Origin of the sequence: Spongiactinospora rosea (assembly GCF_003315795.1) — a bacterium.
GTDB classification, from domain to species: domain Bacteria; phylum Actinomycetota; class Actinomycetes; order Streptosporangiales; family Streptosporangiaceae; genus Spongiactinospora; species Spongiactinospora rosea.
This window is the reverse complement of record NZ_QMEY01000015.1, coordinates 78,358-96,437: the sequence shown is the minus strand read 5'-3', so window position 1 is coordinate 96,437 and position 18,080 is coordinate 78,358. Positions and strand designations below refer to the sequence as shown.

Genomic DNA, 18,080 nt, shown 5'->3' with positions numbered 1-18,080 from the left:
ACTTCCTAGTCGCTTGGATAGGAGGCACGGCACGTGCCGGCATCAACACCCGACCCCGAAGACCTGACCGCCCGCGCGCGGATCAGGGACGCGGCCTTGCGGCAGTTCGGGGAGCGCGGCTTCGAGGGGGCGACGACCCGGGCCATCGCCGAGACCGCCGGGGTGTCCCCGGGCCTGCTGCGCCACCATTTCGGCTCCAAGGAGAAGCTGCGCGAGGCGTGCGACGAGCACCTGGTCAAGCTGATCACCCGGATCAACGAGCAGGTGGGCGCCGACCCCTCCGGCGGCGGCGTCAACTACGTCGCGGCCTCCCTGGCGGCCCTCGGCCCCTACCGGCGGTACCTGGCCCGCGCCCTGACCGAGGGCTGGGCCGAGCCGGTGTTCGACGCGATGGTGCGGATGAGCGAACAGTGGCTCGCCGGGCTCGACGAACGCCGCTCCGATCCCCCCTTCACCGGCCGCAGGGCCAGGGCGACGGTCGGCACGGCGATGGCACTGGCCGTCGGGATCCTGCACGAGCACGTCTCCCGGGGGCTCGGGGCCGACGTGTCCGGCGAGGAGGGCGCCCACCTGCTCGCCCTGACCGTGCTCGACCTGTACTCCCACCCCTGGCTCACCCCCGAAGAGGCCGCCGGCCACCGCGACGCCCTGGAAAGGTCCCGGACCGGCGCCGGGACCGCGGCACGTCCGACCGAGGAGCACTCCGATGAGTGACGCGATTTCGGTGACCGGCCTGGTCAAGGCGTTCGGCGGCACCCGCGCCCTGGACGGCCTCGACCTCGTGGTGGGCACCGGAGAGGTGCACGGCTTCCTGGGCCCGAACGGCGCGGGCAAGAGCACCACGATCCGGGTCCTGCTCGGCATGCTCCGCGCGGACGCGGGCACCGCACGCCTGCTCGGCGGCGACCCGTGGGCCGACGCCACCGAGCTGCACCGCAGGCTGGCCTACGTGCCGGGCGATGTCACCCTGTGGCCGCACCTGTCCGGCGGCGAGGTGATCGACCTGCTCGGACGGCTGCGCGGCGGGCTCGACGAGCGGCGCCGCGCCGAGCTGCTGGAGCGCTTCGACCTGGACCCCCGCAAGAAGTGCCGCACCTACTCCAAGGGCAACCGGCAGAAGGTCGCGCTGGTCGCCGCGCTGGCCTCCGACGCCGAACTGCTCATCCTCGACGAGCCGACCTCCGGCCTGGACCCCCTGATGGAGGAGGTCTTCCGTGAGACGGTACGCGAGGGCCGGCGCGGCGGTGACCGGACCGTGCTGCTGTCCAGCCACATCCTGGCCGAGGTCGAGACCCTGTGCGACCGCGTGACCATCGTCAAGGACGGGCGCACGGTCGAGAGCGGTACCCTGGGCGACCTGCGCCACCTCACCCGCACCTCCATCCAGGCCGACCTGGCCGCGCCGCCGCGGGGCCTGGCCGAACTGCCGGGCGTTCACGGCCTGCGCGCCGAGGGCGGGCGAGTGCGGTTCGACGTCGACACCGACGCCATGGACGCCGTGCTGAGGCGGCTCACCGAGGCCGGCGTACGCGGCCTGGTCAGCCGGCCGCCCACGCTGGAGGAGCTGTTCCTGCGGCACTACGACCGCGCCGGCGCGAGCGGCGGACGGCACGCGGGGGCGGCGCGATGACCGCCCTGACCGGTACCGGGCACCTGGTCCGCCTGGCCCTGCGCCGGGAACGGGCGATCGCCCCCTGGTGGATCCTGCTGATCACGGGCCTAGGCCTGACGATGGTCGCCTACGTCAACCGCAACATGGGCACCGACGCCCTGAAACTCACCTACATCGACATCATCCGCGGCAACGCCTTCCTGCGAGGGCTCGGCGGCCCATCCGTCGAACCCCGGCTGGAAGTCCTCGCCACCTGGCGCAGCGGCGGCTTCCTGTACGTCGCCTGCGCGTTCGCGGCCGTCATGTCCGTCGTCCGGCACACCCGCAGGGAGGAGGACGCGGGCCGCAGCGAGCTGGTCCGCTCGGCCGTGGTGAGCCGGCAGGCCCAGTTGACCGCCGCGGTGCTGGTGGCGGCGGGGGTCGGCCTCACCGCCGGGCTCTGCACGGCCGTGGCGCTGATCGGGATGGGGCTGGAACCGCTCGGATCGTTCGCCTACGGCGCCGCCGTCGCGGCGGCGGGCTGGGTGTTCGCCGCGATCGCCGCCGTCGCCGCCCAGCTGGCGCGCAACGCCCGTACCGCCACCGCGATCGGCCTGGCCGCGCTCGCCGCCTGCTACGTCATGCGCTACGCCGCCGACGCGAGCGGGTGGCCGTGGCCGAAGTACCTGTCGCCGATCGGGTGGGGCCATCTGGTGCGGCCCTACCAGGACGAACGGTGGTGGATGCTCGGGGTATCGATCGCGGCCGGGGCCACCCTGCTCGCCGTCGCCTACCGGCTGCTCGCCCGCCGCGACCTCGGGGCCGGGCTGTTCCCCGAACGCCTCGGGCGCGCCCGGGCCCCGAGGCTGCGCGGCCCGATCAGCCTGGCCTGGCGGCTGCACCGGAGCCTGCTGGTGAAATGGGCGGCCGGGGTCGCGTTCTTCGCCGCGGCGGCGGCCGGGCTGAGCCCGCTGGCCCGGGACCTGCTGGCGCGGCCGAGCATCGTGGTGGACAACATCCGCAGCCTCCTCGGCATGTCGGCGACGCTCGGCGCGTACTCCTGGTACCTGATCCTGATCCTCGCCTACGCCGTCGCCCTCTACCCGGTGCTGATGACGCTGCGAATGCGCGCGGAGGAGACCTCGGGCCGCGCGGAGGCCGTCCAGGCCACCCCGATGACCCGGCTGCGGTGGGCGGCCGGGCATCTGGTGGTGACCGGGCTCGGCACGGCCGCGCTGATGGCCGTGGCCGGGCTGGTGTTCGGCACGCTGTACTCCCTGCTGGCCGGCGACCTCGCCACCGACCTGCCCCGCTTCTTCGCGGGGGCGCTGGGCACCGTACCGGCCGCGTGGTGCGTGGGGGCGGTGTGCGTGCTCGCGTACGGCCTGCTGCCCCGGGCGAGCGTGGCGATCTCCTGGACGGCCTGGGTCCTGACCGCCGCGCTCGGGCAGGTCGCCGGGCCCCTGTACGGGCAGTGGGGCGGCAGCCCGCTGGAGCCGTTCCACTATGTGCCGAACATCTTCACCGCGGCCCCGGTGGACGTCCTGCCGATCGTGGCCCTGCTCGCCGTCACGGCGGCGCTGCTCGGCGGCGGCCTGCTGGCCCTGCGCCACCGCGACTTCCACTGACGCTCACGCGCCGGCAGGGACCAGCCGGTCCAGCGCGACCGACGGGTCGGCGAGCGCGGCGCGGTCGATCGGGGCGGCGGCCAGGACGAGCGCCTTGAGCTGGTCGCCCTGGTCCCAGATGTTGACGTTCATCGCCGCGATCACCTTGTCGTCCCGCAGCCAGAAGGCCAGGAACGCCCGCTCGGCCACGTCGCCGCGGATGACGACGTCGTGGGCGGTACCGGGCGGTACGTGGCCGATGTACTCCATGCCCAGGTCGTACTGGTCGGTATAGAAGTAGGGGAGTTCGTCGTAGGCGACCTGGCGGCCGAGCATCGCGCGGGCGGCCACGGCGGGCTGGTTGAGCGCGTTCGCCCAGTGCTCGACACGGATGTGCCCGCCCAGACGGGGGTGGTAGGCGTTGGCGACGTCGCCGGCGGCGAAGATGTCCGGATCGCTGGTACGCAGGTCGGCCGTGGTCTTGACGCCGTTGTCGATCGTCAGCCCCGCGGCGGCGGCCAGTTCGGTGTCCGGTACGGCGCCGATGCCGGCCACCACCGTGTCCGCCTCGATGTGGGCGCCGTCGGCCAGCCGCACGCCGGTCTCGGTGACCGCGGCGAGGACGGCGCCGAGCCGCAGGTCCACCCCGTGATCGCGGTGCAGCCCGGCGAAGACGGCGCCGATCTCGGGGCCGAGGGCGCCGAGCAGCGGCTGCCGCTCCCGCTCCACCACGGTGACCTCGACCCCGGCCGCGCGAGCCGCGGCGGCGACCTCCAGGCCGATCCACCCGGCGCCGATGACGACGATCTTGCCGACGGCGGACAGCGTGGCGCGCAGCCGGTCGCACTCCTCGACGGTACGCAGGTACAGCACATTGCCACGGTCGTGGCCGGGGACGGTCAGGTGGCGCGGGACGGCCCCGGTGGCCAGCAGGAGCTTGTCGTAGCGGAGCCGTTCACCGCCGGACAGCGTCACCTGATGCGCGGCCGGGTCGACGCCGGTGACCGTCACGCCGGGGCGCAGGTCGATGGCGTGGTCGCGGTACCAGTCCGCGTCGTGCACGAAGATCTTCTGCCGTTCGTCGCCGCCCTGCAGGTGGCCCTTGGACAGCGGGGGCCGCTCGTAGGGCAGGTGCGGTTCGCGGCCGACGAGGACGATCGCGCCGTCGAACCCTTCCGCACGCAGGGCCTCTGCGGCCTTGGCGGCGGCCAGGCCGCCTCCGGCGATCACGAATGTGGCTGGTCGCGGCATCGTCTTTCTCCTGTCTGCTCGTTCGGCGAGGCGTCGATGGTCGGTGCGGGCGGCTAGGCGTTGACCCCGGACAGCGCGAAGAACTCCTGCCGGGAGCGCGCGTCGTCGCGCAGCACCCCCTGCAGGGCGGAGGTCACCGTGCGGGACCCGCGTACGCGTACGCCGCGCATCGACATGCACAGGTGCTCGGCCTCGATCACCACGCCGACGCCCTTGGGCGCCAGGTGCTGCTGCAGCCAGTCGGCCACCTGCTTGGTCAGCCGCTCCTGCACCTGCAGATCCCGGGCGAACAGCTCGACGACGCGGGCGAGTTTCGACAGCCCGAGGATGCGGTCGCCGGGCAGGTAGCCCACGTGCGCCACGCCCTGGAACGGCAGCAGGTGGTGCTCGCACAGCGACTGCACCGGGATGTCGCGGGCCAGCACCAGCTCGTCGTACCCCTCCTCGTTGGGGAAGGTCGTCAGGTTGAACTCGCGCGGTGCCAGCAGCTCGGCGTAGGCGTGCGCGACCCGCCGCGGCGTGTCCGCCAGGTGCTCGGAGTGCGCGTCCCGGCCCAGCGCGGTCAGCAGGTCGGCCACCGCCCGCTGCGCGGCCTCCAGATCCACGCCGTCACCCCGGCGGACCACGCGCAGGCGCGGCTGCTGGTGGTCGGCGGGCACGGCGCCCGGATCAGCCGGATCGACGGCCGGCCGCGCCACGGTCTCGCTCATGCCGCCCGCCCGCGATCGTCGGATGCGCCCCGCATCATGTGACCCCTTCTTCTATCAACGAGTTTCGTTAACATTAGAAGGGGCCCAGGGATTTGGTCAACAGGAGTGGGTTTTAGAATGGGCGAGGACAATGGTGCATGGCCGGCACGCATCTCCGCCATCGCGGCGCTGGACGAGCCGACCCGGCGCCGCCTGTACGAGTTCGTGGTGCGACAGCCCGAACCGGTGAGCCGCGACCAGGCCGCCGACGCCGTGCGGGCACCGCGCAACACCGTCTCCTTCCACCTGGACAAACTGGTGGCCGAAGGACTGCTCGAAGCCGTCTACCAGCGCCGCACCGGCCGTACCGGACCCGGCGCCGGCCGGCCGTCCAAGCTGTACCGCCGCGCCCCCGGGCAGATCGCCGTCTCCCTGCCGGACCGGCGCTACGAGACCGCCGCCCACCTGCTCGCCGACGCCCTGGAGGAGGCGCAGACCTCCGGGGAGCCACCGCGCGCCGTACTGGATCGCCGCGCCCGCGAACTGGGCCGCGACCTCGGCCGCGCCGCCGCTCCCGGGCCCGATGCCGGGGTCATGCAGGCCCTGGAAGCCCTCGGCTTCGAGCCCCGCGCCATCGGCGACACCATCGCGCTGGCCAACTGCCCCTTCCACAGCCTGGCCCTGCGGCACACCGAACTGGTCTGCGGCATGAACCTGGGCCTCCTCACCGGCGTTCTCGAAGGTCTCACCGAAACGGATGTCACCGCCCGCCTGGAACCCGACCCCGGCCTCTGCTGCGTCCGCCTCCACCCGGCCGGCCGGCCGGTCCGCTGAGGCCGAGATAAGCGTTGGCGCCGGGGTGATCGGCTGGGTTAGCGTTTCCCGGTGTCCGGCGGAGCGACGGGCTCCGCGACTTCGCGGATGGGGGATACGAGATGGCCATCGGGCTCGACGCGCTCTGCTTCGATGCGAAGGACCCATCCCGTCTCGCGCGCTTCTGGGCCGGAGTCCTGGACCGGGAGCCGACAGAGGACCCCCGTGACGGCATCGCGCTCCTGCCCGGCGATGAGACCGGCTTCCGGCTCCGATATGCGCAGAGCCGGGAAGAGAAGACCGTCCAGAACCGGATGCATTTCGATCTGACCAGCACCTCCCTTGAGGACCAGCGGCAGACCGTGGCCAGGGCGCTCGAACTCGGCGCGCGGCACATCGACGTCGGGCAGCGTCCCGAAGAGGGGCACGTGGTGCTCGCCGACCCCGAAGGCAACGAGTTCTGCGTCATCGGGCCGGGCAACAAATTCCTCGCCGGCTGCGGGTTCATCGGGGCGCTCGCGTGCGACGGCTCCCAGCAGGTCGGATACTTCTGGAGCGAGGCCCTGGGCTGGCCATTGGTCTGGGACCAGGACGAGGAGACCGCGATCCAGTCGCCGCTCGGCGGCCCGAAGGTCACCTGGGGCGGCCCGCCGCTGATGCCACGAGCAGGAAGAGAACGGCTGCACTTCGACCTCGCCCCGGCCGCACAGAGCGATCCGCAGGCGGAGATCGACCGGCTGGTCTCCCTGGGCGCGACACGGATCGGCGGCGACCGGCACGGGGACGGCCGGGTGCTGATGGCCGACCCCGACGGCAACGATTTCTGTGTGCTGACCTCTCGCTGAGAGGGCAGGCGCGGCTTGTTCGATTGTGGCGCCGTCCGGCGGACGTATAGCGTGCGCTCCAGCATCATCTGATCCGTCGTGGGGACTTCTCGCGTGACACCGCCTGCTTATTTGGAATCTGGACGATCTACCTTTGTCGTCCATGGTGGAGATCATCTGGGACAAGTTCCCCCTGGTCGCCGGGCAGGAGCAAGCACGGCGATGGCTGCAGTTCACGGCCAACATCGGACGCGCACCGAACACGGTCACGGCGTACGGCCGGGCCCTTGAGGATCATCTGCGGTTCTGCGCCTTGGTCGGTGCCGATCCGCTGACGATACGGGCCGACGTGATCGCCGCATGGATCGGCGACTTGCACGAACGGCCGAACCCTCGTACCGCCAAGCTCGTGCACCTCGATTCGGGTACGGGATTGGCCAACGCCACGATTCAGCAGTACGTGATCGCGGCCCGATCGTTTTACGAGTTCCTCGTCGAAGACGGGCTGCGCGAGCGCAACCCAGTGCGCCGCGGCCAGTCCGGACGGCGGGGCCGTCGCCCCCGGCAAGGCCTAGTGCGCCGGGTGGAGAAGGCGCCGTGGATCCCCAATGAGTGGGATTGGCAGAAGGTCCTCCAGGCCACCGGCACCGAGCCGCTACGCAACCGGCTCATGCTCGCTCTGGCCTACGACGGCGCGCTGCGCCGTGAGGAACTCGTCCACCTGGAGATTGGCGACTTCGAGCCCGCCTACTGCCTGGTCCACCTGCGGGCGGAGACCACCAAATCCAAGCACGCCCGGGAGGTCAGTTTCGGCACCACCACCTCCCGGCTGTTCATGGCCTACCTGGCCGAGCGTCGCCAGTTGGTCGGCCGTATGGCCGGGCGGCTGCTGATCAGCGTGTCGCGACGCAACCATGGCGCACCGCTGGGGCGGCGAGCTGGTCGAAGATCGTGTCGGGCATCGCCGAGCGGGCCGGTGTCCCGCGCCTGTCCACGCACACCTTCCGGAATCTGCGGTTGACCGATCTGGCGCGGGCGGAGTGGACGATCGATCAGATCGCTCAGTACGCCGGCCACAAAGACCTGTCCACGACGCTTCGTTACATCCATCTCAGTGGTCGTGAACTGGCCGCCAAGCTGCACCGGGCCACCGCTGCGATCCAGGCCGACCGGGAGCGTCTACTGGCAACCCTGGTGGAGGAGCGATGAACGCCATCAGCTCCGCCGACGACCGCCAGGAGCCGTTGCCGCTCGCGACGCTGTGCCAGAACGTGCGCGGCCAGAATCCCGCGCTCACTCCTGCCGAGCGCGCCGTTCTGTCTCACATCAGCGACTTCGCGCACATCAGCGTCCAGTTCGCCAACCGGGATACGCTCAGCCGACTCATCGAGCCCATCGAACACGTCGTCACCGCCGCGTGGGCGCCTGCCAAGACAACGGCCGCCCGCAACATCCTGCTCGGCGAGATGCACCGCCGAGGCAGCGCCTATTGGTCCTGGGATGAAGCCATCTGGGTCGCGCTGGCCGACGGGGACCGGGTCACTAATAGGAGGTGTCGGTTCCAGCTGGCCGCCTTGGGCTACCTGTTCGGCGGTCACCACCGGCTACATCACCACGCCGGCATCGTTCAGGTCCGCAAACTCGCCGACATGGTGTTCGGGCCCGCCGCCGTGGACCCTGCCCTAGAAGAGATCCGTTCGACCCTGACCGCCTGGCAGGCGAGCGAGAGTCTCATGTCGTGGCAGGTCACCAACGCGACAATTGATCTGCTGCTCAGCTGCGGCAGTCCGCGACTGGAGCACATCGGCGAGGAACAACTGCACGCTCTGGTCGAGGACTACCGCGCCGACCGCCCCTCGCGCAGGCAAGGGCTGTTCAAGGTCTCCCGCGTGCTGGCGGACAAGGGAATCGTCGCGGCGCCGCTGACGAGTAACGGACACCACCGCGGACCCAAACCGGAGACCCTGGCCAGCGTCCCACCCGAATGGCTGGAGTGGGCGCAACGCTGGCGCAAGCTGGCCACCTGCGAACCGGGCACGCTGCGGACGATGTTCTCTGTCATTCTCATCGCTGGACGGTGGGCCGCCGAGAAACACCCCGAATCGATCGCACCGGATGCGTGGACCAGGGACATGGCGGCCGAGTACGTCGCCGATACCCTGCAGGCCACCGTCGGGCAGTGGGCCGGGCACAACCGCAACCAGGTCCGTTTTGGCGAGCAGATCAGCGCCAGCGGCATGGCCAACCGCATCGACAGCCTCCGGAGCTTCTTCTGCGACCTGATCGAGTGGGAGTGGATCAAGCCCAAGTTCGACCCGCGCCGGGTGCTCAGCCTGCCACTGTCGCGGCGGGCCCAACTCGGCCCCAACCCGCGGATCATCGACGACGTCGTGTGGGCCAAGCTGATGGCCGCCGGACTGACCCTGAACACCGAGGACATCACGCCGTATGGCACCCCGGCGGCCAAGGCGGCCGGCTGGCAGGCCAACTACTACCCGATCGAGATGCTGCGCGCTCTGGTCGGAGTGTGGCTGTTCGGCGGCTGCCGCATCGACGAGATCCGCCGACTCGAACTCGACTGCATCATCTGGGATGAAGGCCAAGACCAGCGAACCGGCGAGACATACCCGATCTGCCTGTTACGCGTCCCGCAGAACAAGACCTCCGGACCGTTCAACAAGCCTGTCGATCCCGTCGTCGGCCAGCTCATTGAGGCGTGGAAGCTCGTCCGCCCACCCCAGCCCGACATCGAGGACCGCAAGACCCGGCGACGCCGCCAGCACCTGTTCACCTACCGCGCTCAGCTGATCGGCTCTTCGTACCTCAACGAAAAGATCATTCCCGCGCTGTGCCGCAAGGCCGGAATCCCGGAACAAGACTCCCGGGGCGCCCTCACCAGCCACCGGGCGCGAACCACCATCGCCACCCAACTGCTCAACGCCCGCGAACCGCTATCCCTCGCTGATCTGCAGCAATGGCTCGGCCATAAGAACCCCGCCAGCACCCGCCACTACGCCGCGATCCTGCAACGCACCCTGGCCGCCGCCTACAAGAAGGCTGGCTACTTCGCCCGCAACGTCCGAACCATCGAGGTCCTCATCGACCGCGAGAGCATTCTCACTGGTGCTGCGGCCGACGGGGGTCAGCCGTGGAAGTACTACGACCTGGGCGAGGGCTACTGCACTTATGACTTGCCCGCACCGGCTCGCCTGTGCACGCTGCCCGTTCTACCTGCCCAAGCAGTCCCACTGAAGGCAACTCCTCGCGGTCAAGGACGGCATCCAGCAGATGCTGGAACAACTCGACCTCACCGACGACGAGCGCCAGGCTCTCGAAGGCGACCGCGACTCCGTCGCCGCGCTCGCCGAACGCCTCACCGATGTACCCACTCCAGCTGGGCCTACACCCAACGAGCTCGGTGCTCAACCGGCGTTCATCCCGCTGACGGTCCTGCGCGACAGCCTCCCCGGAGGGGGAACATGATGCTTGCCGTTCACCCTCTCCTCGCCCAGCACGCACCGGTAGACCATCGACTCGCGTTGTGGAAGCCGGGCACGCTCATACAGCAGATTCGTCGCCTCTCTCGGCGGCGGATCGCGTGCTACCGTTCCGCAACGCGACGACGGCCTCGACTTCTACGGTGAGCTCCGGGGAGGCAAGCGCGGAGACGACGGCGAGAGAGTGCGCCGGGACGTCGCCATCGGGATACCAATCCGCGAAGACCTCCTCCCGGGCGGCGTAGAAGCCGGGCAGGTGGTCGGTGCCGGCCACGAAGGTCAACAGTTTGACCAGATCGCGCGGTGTCGCCCCCAGTTCCTCGAATGCGGCCTGCAGGTTGGCGAACACCTGGCGAGTCTGGGACAGTGCATCCGGGCCTGCGAGCGAGCCGTCCCGGAGATTCCCCACCTGCCCTGATACGAAAACCAGCGTGTAGCCCTCGGGCACCTCGGCCAGATGGCTGTATCGGCCGACAGGTGCGGGCATGGCCACCGGAGTCCAGCGCCTTGACAACATGATCACCTCATCTGATGACGTACGGTACTTGCACGGAGGGGTAACGCTTCATGTCCAGACCGCGCCCGGACAGAGTTCGCGTGCTCCGTCCTCGGTGATGAAGACGGGGCCGCCGATCATCGCGGTCTCCCCGCCAGGACGACGCACTGCTACGTGGACGGCGACTACGGCACCCGCGGTGACGGTCCGGCCTGTGCCGTAGAGCAGGCGTGGATGCTCGGGGGTGTCGCAGCCCAGGCCGTGGCCGAAGTCGTATTCCTTGCATGCTAGTAGCCCATGTTCGGCCAAGATGGTGTCGCCGGCCGTGACGACCGCGTCCACGGTGTTGCCGGGGCTCAGCGCGTCGATCAGCGCCGTCCGTGCCGCCCGGCACGCGGCGATTGCCCGGTGATCCGCAGGGCGTGACGGGGCGGGGGGAAGGGTGGTGTTGACGTGCATGAACGCACCCGCGGCGTACAGGCTGACCTCCAGGCCGACCGACTGGCCTGGAGCCACCACGGCGCCGGTCGCCTCGGTGATCACCGCGCCGTCTCCGATGCCGACCAGGCACAGGCAGCGCAGCGCCCCTGCGGCGCGGGCCGCCGCCTCGACCCGTGCGGCGATCTCGTAGTCGCTTATGCCGGGAACTGCCACGTCTCCTGCGGCGCGTAGCGCCAGGTCGCCGATGTGTGCGGCATGTGTGAGGAGCTCGCGTTCGGGACCGGTCTTGAGCTCGCGTGTTTCTGTGGCCCACGCGACTAGGTCGACAGGGTCGATGTTCCGGCTCCTCAGCCCTTCGAGCAGGGCGGGGGTTCTCTCGTCGATGACGAGGTCGCCGGCCAGCAGGCCGATCCTTTCGACGTCGGCCGGGATCAGGTCGAGCGGCGAGGACATGGGGACCGTGTGCAGCCCGCTGTGGTGGGCGCGCTCCACCTCGAAGGGGAATTCCACGCCCAGCACGGGCTCAGCTGCGGTGGGCATCCACAGTGCCGCGCTGTTGGAGATGAATCCTGGCGCGTATCCGGTCAGCCACGTGACGGCCGACCGTCGGCGGGAGTACACCAGGGCTCCAGGCAAGCCCAGTCGGGCGAGGTGGTCGCGCAGGTGGGCGCGCCGGGTGGCCGCCGCCATGGCGATGGTGTCTTTGAGGGATTCGGTGGGAGCAGGGAACCTCATCACAGTGTGGATTCACCTCGCAGGGCGCTCGCGGCCCTCTCGACATCGGAGTTGTTGTTGAAGTAGTGGAAGCCGACTCGGAGTCGGTCGCCGAGCAAGGTCGCCCGTACACCGTCTCGTGCCAGTTGGGCGCTGACCGCGGCTGGATCGGTCACGCGCACCACGGCGATGTGGCTCTGGCCGCTGCCGACGGCGGCGCCGATGTCGATCGCGCGGGCGCGAAAGTCGGTGGCGAGCTGTATACAGTGCCGTTCGACCTGCTCGGCGTCGAGGTCGAGCAGGAGGTCGAGCGCGGGCAGGGCGCCGATCCAGGACAGCCAGGACGGCGAGGTGTCACAGCGGGCGGCGCCGCGGGCGGGGACGAACGGTCCGCCGAAGTATCGATGTGGTGGGTCGGTCGACTTCCAGCTCGGCAGCAGGGGGATGAGTTCCTCGGTCAGCTCCGGCGTGGTCGCCAGCCAGGCGGTGCCGCGGGGGCACAGCATCCATTTGTAGCCGTGTACTGCGAGGTAGTCGGGGCGTATCTTGCCCATGTCGAGATGGAGGGCACCAAGTGACTGGGTCGCATCGACGAACAGGCGGGCGCCCACATCGTTCGTGGCCTGGCGCAGCGCCATGAGGTCGGCTCGGTGGCCGTCGATCGACAGCACATCGCTGATGGCGAGCAGGACGGTGCGCGTGTCGAGAGAGGCCACGATGTCCTCGGTTCGGGTGTGGCCGTCCCGGGCCGGTATCAGGACTATCTCGTGGCCGGTCCGCTCCAACTGCTGCCAGGGAAAGAGGTTGCTGCGGAACTCTTGGGCGGGCACGATGATCCGGCCGGGCGGCAGTGACTTGGCCACGGTCGCGGCTGCTTCGGCGACTGAGCCCATGAGGGCGATCTGCTCCTCGGGGATGCCCAGCAGCCGGGCGATGGAGCTTTTGCTCGCGGCGGGTGCGCGGTCCCACTCCGTCCAGTCGAACTCCCCGTACAGCCACGCGTCCATGGCGGACTGCAGCGCTCGCACGACACCGAGCGCTGCCGGCGGGCTGGCTGGTGTGTCCAGCCAGACATGGCGCTGCAACGCGGGAAAGTGTGCGCGAAACTGCTCCGAGGTGAGCATGTGATCCTTCTTGTCTGGATGATGGCTGCGACACCTGTCAGGTGCTTCGCAGCATGACCCTTTTGTGGGCACCAGCCCCAGTTGGTGGCGAGTCTTTTCGCTATAGTCGAAAAATCGGATCGACAGTCCTAAGGTGTACCTGGCCTGCGGCTTAGCGTGTGACCATAGGGGCCGACCATGGTGGCGGCCCTTCCCATAGAGGGCACACCTGGCGGCGCCCTCTATGGGCCGGCCTTCTCTGGGAGCGCATTCATGACCGACCCAGTCGTATCGAGTACAGCCACCGAGGACGACGAGAATGGCGTCCTGCAGACCTTGGTACGTGGACTCGATGTGTTGCAGGCGGTCGCGGATATGCGCGGCGGGGCCACGGCCAAGAGCCTCAGTCGGCACCTCGACCTCAGTCTGGGCCGCTGCTACCACATCTTGAGGACGCTTAAGACGGCGGGTTACATCGTACGGCTGCCTGGTGGAAGAGTTGACATCGGTGCGCAGGGCGCCTCGCTGGGACGGCAGTTGCGTGCGCGGTTCGAGCCACTGCCCGAGCTGTTCGCAGTCCTGTCACGGCTGCACAGCCGGACGCGGGAAACCTCCTATGTCAGTGGGTGGCACCATGGCGTCATCACACTCTTGCAGTTCATCACCGGCGAGCAGGCGCTCAGCGTGCGCGGGCTCGACGTGGGCTACACCGGCGACATGCACGCTCGGGCCTCCTGCAAAGCGGTGCTCGCCCATCTGCCGCATGAGCAGATCGACATCATGTTTCGCGGGGTCGAACTCCGACGGCTGACCACCCACACCCACTGCGACGCCGACAGCTTGACGGTGGAGCTGAGTAATGTCCGCCGGCAGGGCTACGCCCTCGACTTGGAGGAGTTCAGCGACGGCATCTGCTGCGCGTCGGCCGCTTACTTCGATCACGACGGCGCTCCCGCCGGCTCATACACAGTCTCGGTGCCCGTGACGAGGTTCAGGAGCTCGCAGCGTGAACTGGTCGCCGCGGTGCAGGAGGCCGCCGCGATCGCGACGAACCTCCTGCGCACTCATCGCCTCACGGTGCCTTGCCGGGACTGACTCGCTCGCCGGCCGTGCCGGACGACTTCGGCTGGAGGAAACCGGCGCTCTCTCCGCCGTCTACCGGGATCGCCACGCCGTTCACGTAGCTCGCCTCGTCGCCGAGCAGCCAGGCGATCACGTTGGCGACCTCTTCGGGCCGGCCGAGCCGGCCTGCGGGGATCTGCGCTGTCACGGCTGCGCGCAGGTCGGCGTCGGCCTGCACTCTGGCCATCATCCTCGTGGCGATCTGCCCCGGGCAGACGGCATTGAAGCGGATGACGTGGCCGAGTTCCAGGGCGAGCGACCTGGTCAAAGCGATGATCGCGGCCTTGGTGGCACTGTAGACGGACAGATCCTCCGCGCCGACGAGGCCGGCCACGGAGGCCACGCTCACCACAGCACCGTGTCCGGCGCTCAGCCCCTCCAGACAGGCCTGGGTGAAGGAGAAGAAGCTGCGGAGATTGACATCGTGGAGTCGCTGCCACGTCGCCTCGTCGCAGTCGGCGAAGCGGACGCGGGCGGTCTGGCCCGCGTTGTTCACCAAAGCATGGAGCCGCCCCTGGCCGATCTCCAGGGCTCTGTCGACGACCCGCTGGACATCCGTGGGCGATCGCACGTCGCAGGGCACGAACTCGGCACCCGCCACTTTCGCGGTCACCTGGGGCCCGGCATCGGCATCAACGTCGGCCACGACGACGCGGAAGCCGTCACCGGAGAGCCGTTGTGCGCAGGCCAGACCGATGCCGTTGGCGCCGCCGGTGACGACGGCCACCCGTGCACGGCCGTCCATCAGTCGTTCCCGGGCTTCAACACCGACAGCAGCCGGTCGGCCACCAGGTCAGCGCCGGGGATCGCGGCCCTCTGCAGCCCAGGCGCGGCGGGGATCCGCAGGTCATCGGTCGCGACACGCAGCGGCGGCGCCGACAGCGGGACGCCACGCTCGACGACGCGGGCGACGATCTCCGCGCCGAACCCGCCGGTGAGATTCGCCTCGTGGACCACGGCCAGCCGGCCGGTACGGGAGACGCTCTCACATACGGTGTCGATGTCGAAGGGATTGAGCCAGCGGGCGTCGATCACCTCGATGTCGATGCCGTCGTCTTCCAGGGCATGGGCGGCCTCCAGAACGGTGTGCAGCATAGGCCCCCAGGTCACTACGGAGATGTCGGAGCCCGGGCGGACGATGCGCGCGCCGCCGATCGGCGACCGGGGTGCGTCGAGGTCCACCGTGTCCTTCAGCGAGTGATAGAGCGCCCGGCTCTCGATGACGACGACGGGATCGTCGCACTCGATCGCGGCCAGTAGCAGGTCGTGGGCGTCCTGCGGGGTGGCGGGCAGGCATACCCGCAGGCCCGGGATGTGCGCGATCAACGCCTCCACGCACTGGGAGTGCTGGGCGCAGGAGCCGGGGGTCGCGCCTTGTTGGGTGCGGATGGTCATCGGCGCCTTCAGGCGGCCGCGGGAGACGTAACGGACATTGGCCGCCTGGTTGATCAACTGGTCGAACGCGACGAAAGCGAAGTCCGCCCACATGATCTCGACGATGGGACGCAGTCCCATCATGGCGGCGCCCACGGCTCCGCCAAGGATGGCGGACTCGGAAATCGGTGTGTCGAAAACCCGGTCGCCGAACTCCCGGCGCAGGCGGCGGGTCACTCCGTGGACGCCTCCTGGGAGGGCGACGTCCTCGCCGAACAGCAGGATTTTGGGGTCTTCTGCCAGAGCGCGACGCAGTGCGGCGTTGATGGCCTGGGCATAGGTGATCTCACCCATAGAGGTGCTCCTTCACAGCGGTGGGGTCGGCCGGCGGCGCCGCCAGGGCCGCGGTCGCGGCCGCGGCGATCTCGGCGCGGACTCGGGTCTCGATCCCGGCGAGTTCGTGTTCAGGGACGCCGTCGGCGCGCAGGGCCGCGGACAGGACGATGATCGGCTCCTTGGTCCTGGCTTGCTCCACCTCATCGTGTGGCCGGTAAACCTGTGCGTCTCCGATGTAGTGGCCGACCAGGCGCTGGGTGAGAGCCTCGATGAGTACCGGCCCTTGGCCGACCCTGCAGGTGGCGACCGCCTCGGAGATGGTCTCTCGGACGGTGTTGACGTCGTTGCCGTCGATTCGCGATGCCCGCATGCCGTATGCGGCGGCCCGTGAGGCGAGGTCGTCGCGGCGGACCATCGCGGCGATCGGCGTGAGCTCGGAATAGCGGTTGTTCTCGACCAGGAAGACGACGGGCAGGTCGAAGGCGCTGGCCATGTTCATGGCCTCGTGAACCGCGCCCTGGTTCATCGCTCCATCACCGAACACGGTGAGCGCGACGCGTCCGGAGTCGTCGTATCTGGCAGCCAGCGCGGCGCCCATTGCGATGGGGGCGCCCGCTCCCACGATCGAGTTCTCGCCGTAGAACCCGTGATCCGGATCTGACAGGTACGCTGAGCCGGCCCGGCCGCCGTTGGTGCCGGTCTCCCGGCCCAGGAGTTCGGCGAACAGTGCTACCGGGTCGGTGCCGCAGGCCAGCGCCCAGCCGTGGCCGCGGTAGGTGGCGAACACGGCGTCGCGGGTCAGGTCGAGCGCCGCACAGGCGCCGACCGGTATGGCCTCCTGGCCGATGCACAGATGGACGGAACCGACGATCTGCTCCTCGATCCGCATCCGGGTGACTTCTTCTTCGAAGCATCGGATCCGCCACAGGTTCGTCAGATCGGCCAGTGCTGCTTCGTTAGGGAGAGAGGACACGTCGTCCGCCTTTCTTGGGTTGTCCAACGGTGCGGTCGCAGCCACACCCAGGCCGCCGAAACGGGATGCCTTGTGCGGAGGCCGCCAGGAGCGAGCCGTCGTCGCTCATGACGCGGACTCGACGAGCGCATCGCCGGGCAGGCCGACCACCGGCACGCTCTGCGCGGGCACGATCACCCCGTCGCCGACTCGCCAGCACAGCGTCACCCGGTCACCAGGGATGGCGGAGGACTCCGCTCCGGCCGGTTCGCGGGCGCTTCCCGTCGTACCCGCGTCGGTCCGGAATGCCACTTTGCGGTACGAACCCTGGTAAACGATGTGAGTGACGGTGGCGGTCATCGCGTTGACGTCGTGCTCGACGGCGACGTCCCCGACTGTCAGACGGATCCGTTCCGGGCGCACCACGACGACGCCGGCCGTGCCTACGAGCCCCGCGCTGCCGCCATCCGTCAGCACCTCGAATCCTTCACCGACGAGGGACACGCGTCCGCGCCGTTCGGTGATCATCCCGTGGAACACGTTGGACTCCCCCAGGAACTCCGCGGCGAACAGAGAAGCAGGGCGTGCGTACAGTTCCTGCGCGGTGCCGACCTGCTCGATCCGGCCGCGGTCGAAGACCGCGATGCGGTCGGACAGGGCAAGCGCCTCCTCCTGGTCATGGGTGACGAAAACGAAAGTGATCCCCAGCTCGCGGTGCATACGGGCGATCTCGCCCTGTAGTTGCTCCCGCAGCTTCTTGTCCAGCGCGCCAAGCGGCTCATCCATGAGCAGCACGTGGGGTTCGAAGACGACGGCGCGGGCCAGGGCCACCCGCTGCGCCTGGCCACCCGAGATCTGACCGGGCAACCTGTCGCGCAGGTGTGCCAAACCGACAAGATCGAGCACGTCGTCCACGCGCCGCTGGATGTCGCGCTTGCGCATCTTGCGCTGCTGGAGGGGAAAGGCGACGTTCTGTGCGATCGTCATGTGCGGGAACAGCGCATAGTGCTGAAAGACCATGCCGAGGCCGCGCTTGTACGGCGGCAGGGACGCCACGCTCACGCCGTCGATGAGGATGTCCCCGGCGGTGAGCTGTTCGAACCCGGCGATCATGTTGAGCGTGGTCGACTTGCCCGAACCACTGGGGCCGAGCAGCGTGATGAACTCACCGGCGGCGATCTCCAGGCAGACATCGTTCACTACTGGTGGCTGGTGCTCCGAATACCGTTTGGTAACACTGGAGAGCCGAATAGCGGCCCCTCGCATGTCG

The 18,080-nt window shown here is 69.4% G+C and carries 18 protein-coding genes; 9 read left to right on the top strand and 9 right to left on the bottom strand.

Going from position 1 to position 18,080, the window contains the following annotated elements; genetic code table 11:
* The first annotated feature begins 33 nt into the window (after nt 1–33).
* Genes DP939_RS28825 through DP939_RS28815 form a run of 3 tightly spaced genes read left to right on the top strand, consistent with a single transcriptional unit; the run spans nt 34 to nt 3,219 of the window.
* Nucleotides 34–714 (top strand): TetR/AcrR family transcriptional regulator, encoded by a 681-nt coding sequence (locus DP939_RS28825; protein ID WP_113983967.1) that lies wholly within the window; start codon nt 34–36, stop codon nt 712–714.
* Nucleotides 707–1,630: an ABC transporter ATP-binding protein gene (locus tag DP939_RS28820; protein WP_113983966.1), complete on the top strand. Its 924-nt coding sequence runs from the start codon at nt 707–709 to the stop codon at nt 1,628–1,630. The genes DP939_RS28825 and DP939_RS28820 overlap by 8 nt, the downstream gene beginning before the upstream one ends.
* The gene (locus DP939_RS28815; RefSeq protein WP_113983965.1) at nt 1,627–3,219 is read left to right on the top strand and encodes an ABC transporter permease; all 1,593 of its coding nucleotides are present in this window, start codon (nt 1,627–1,629) and stop codon (nt 3,217–3,219) included. Before DP939_RS28820 ends, DP939_RS28815 begins: the two co-directional genes overlap by 4 nt.
* Nucleotides 3,220–3,222: 3 nt before the next feature.
* Here the strand turns inward: DP939_RS28815 and DP939_RS28810 are convergent, their stop codons facing one another.
* Nucleotides 3,223–4,449, bottom strand: coding sequence for an NAD(P)/FAD-dependent oxidoreductase (locus DP939_RS28810; protein ID WP_199565481.1), 1,227 nt, complete (start codon nt 4,447–4,449; stop codon nt 3,223–3,225).
* Nucleotides 4,450–4,502: 53 nt separating this feature from the next.
* On the bottom strand, nt 4,503–5,159 hold the full coding sequence (gene folE, locus DP939_RS28805) for a GTP cyclohydrolase I FolE (RefSeq protein ID WP_113983963.1): 657 nt from the start codon (nt 5,157–5,159) through the stop codon (nt 4,503–4,505).
* A gap of 117 nt (nt 5,160–5,276) precedes the next feature.
* Here folE and DP939_RS28800 point away from each other — a divergent pair, with 117 nt between their 5' ends.
* From DP939_RS28800 to DP939_RS28785, 5 genes are all read left to right on the top strand, one after another.
* Nucleotides 5,277–5,972: a helix-turn-helix transcriptional regulator gene (locus tag DP939_RS28800; RefSeq protein WP_113983962.1), complete on the top strand. Its 696-nt coding sequence runs from the start codon at nt 5,277–5,279 to the stop codon at nt 5,970–5,972.
* 101 nt (nt 5,973–6,073) lie between these two features.
* On the top strand, nt 6,074–6,796 hold the full coding sequence (locus DP939_RS28795) for a VOC family protein (protein ID WP_113983961.1): 723 nt from the start codon (nt 6,074–6,076) through the stop codon (nt 6,794–6,796).
* A gap of 142 nt (nt 6,797–6,938) precedes the next feature.
* Nucleotides 6,939–7,796, top strand: coding sequence for a tyrosine-type recombinase/integrase (locus DP939_RS28790; protein WP_199565480.1), 858 nt, complete (start codon nt 6,939–6,941; stop codon nt 7,794–7,796).
* Complete coding sequence (locus DP939_RS48865) at nt 7,727–7,984, top strand: tyrosine-type recombinase/integrase (RefSeq protein ID WP_199565479.1); 258 nt, start codon at nt 7,727–7,729, stop codon at nt 7,982–7,984. Before DP939_RS28790 ends, DP939_RS48865 begins: the two co-directional genes overlap by 70 nt.
* Nucleotides 7,981–10,419 carry a tyrosine-type recombinase/integrase gene (locus tag DP939_RS28785; protein ID WP_199565478.1) on the top strand — a complete coding sequence of 813 codons (2,439 nt, stop codon included), beginning with the start codon at nt 7,981–7,983 and terminating at the stop codon, nt 10,417–10,419. The genes DP939_RS48865 and DP939_RS28785 overlap by 4 nt, the downstream gene beginning before the upstream one ends.
* On the opposite strand, the gene DP939_RS28780 is transcribed toward DP939_RS28785, so the two are convergent.
* The 3 genes from DP939_RS28780 to DP939_RS28770 all read right to left on the bottom strand — a co-directional run bounded on the left by DP939_RS28780 (nt 10,334) and on the right by DP939_RS28770 (nt 12,951).
* Complete coding sequence (locus DP939_RS28780) at nt 10,334–10,759, bottom strand: RidA family protein (RefSeq protein ID WP_225878566.1); 426 nt, start codon at nt 10,757–10,759, stop codon at nt 10,334–10,336. The genes DP939_RS28785 and DP939_RS28780 overlap by 86 nt on opposite strands.
* Nucleotides 10,760–10,837: 78 nt before the next feature.
* Nucleotides 10,838–11,944 carry a M24 family metallopeptidase gene (locus DP939_RS28775; protein ID WP_113983960.1) on the bottom strand — a complete coding sequence of 369 codons (1,107 nt, stop codon included), beginning with the start codon at nt 11,942–11,944 and terminating at the stop codon, nt 10,838–10,840.
* Nucleotides 11,944–12,951 (bottom strand): aminotransferase class V-fold PLP-dependent enzyme, encoded by a 1,008-nt coding sequence (locus DP939_RS28770; protein WP_225878554.1) that lies wholly within the window; start codon nt 12,949–12,951, stop codon nt 11,944–11,946. Before DP939_RS28770 ends, DP939_RS28775 begins: the two co-directional genes overlap by 1 nt.
* 348 nt (nt 12,952–13,299) lie before the next feature.
* Here DP939_RS28770 and DP939_RS28765 point away from each other — a divergent pair, with 348 nt between their 5' ends.
* Entirely contained in the window at nt 13,300–14,121 is an 822-nt protein-coding gene (locus DP939_RS28765; protein ID WP_113984061.1) for an IclR family transcriptional regulator, read from the top strand.
* On the opposite strand, the gene DP939_RS28760 is transcribed toward DP939_RS28765, so the two are convergent.
* From DP939_RS28760 to DP939_RS28745, 4 genes are all read right to left on the bottom strand, one after another.
* Entirely contained in the window at nt 14,099–14,893 is a 795-nt protein-coding gene (locus tag DP939_RS28760; RefSeq protein WP_199565477.1) for an SDR family NAD(P)-dependent oxidoreductase, read from the bottom strand. The two genes, DP939_RS28765 and DP939_RS28760, sit on opposite strands and share 23 nt — an antisense overlap.
* Nucleotides 14,893–15,876, bottom strand: coding sequence for an alpha-ketoacid dehydrogenase subunit beta (locus DP939_RS28755; protein ID WP_113983958.1), 984 nt, complete (start codon nt 15,874–15,876; stop codon nt 14,893–14,895). Before DP939_RS28755 ends, DP939_RS28760 begins: the two co-directional genes overlap by 1 nt.
* Nucleotides 15,869–16,831, bottom strand: coding sequence for a thiamine pyrophosphate-dependent dehydrogenase E1 component subunit alpha (locus DP939_RS28750; RefSeq protein WP_225878553.1), 963 nt, complete (start codon nt 16,829–16,831; stop codon nt 15,869–15,871). The genes DP939_RS28755 and DP939_RS28750 overlap by 8 nt, the downstream gene beginning before the upstream one ends.
* Before the next feature lie 105 nt (nt 16,832–16,936).
* Complete coding sequence (locus tag DP939_RS28745) at nt 16,937–18,010, bottom strand: ABC transporter ATP-binding protein (protein ID WP_199565476.1); 1,074 nt, start codon at nt 18,008–18,010, stop codon at nt 16,937–16,939.
* Nucleotides 18,011–18,080 lie beyond the last annotated feature (70 nt).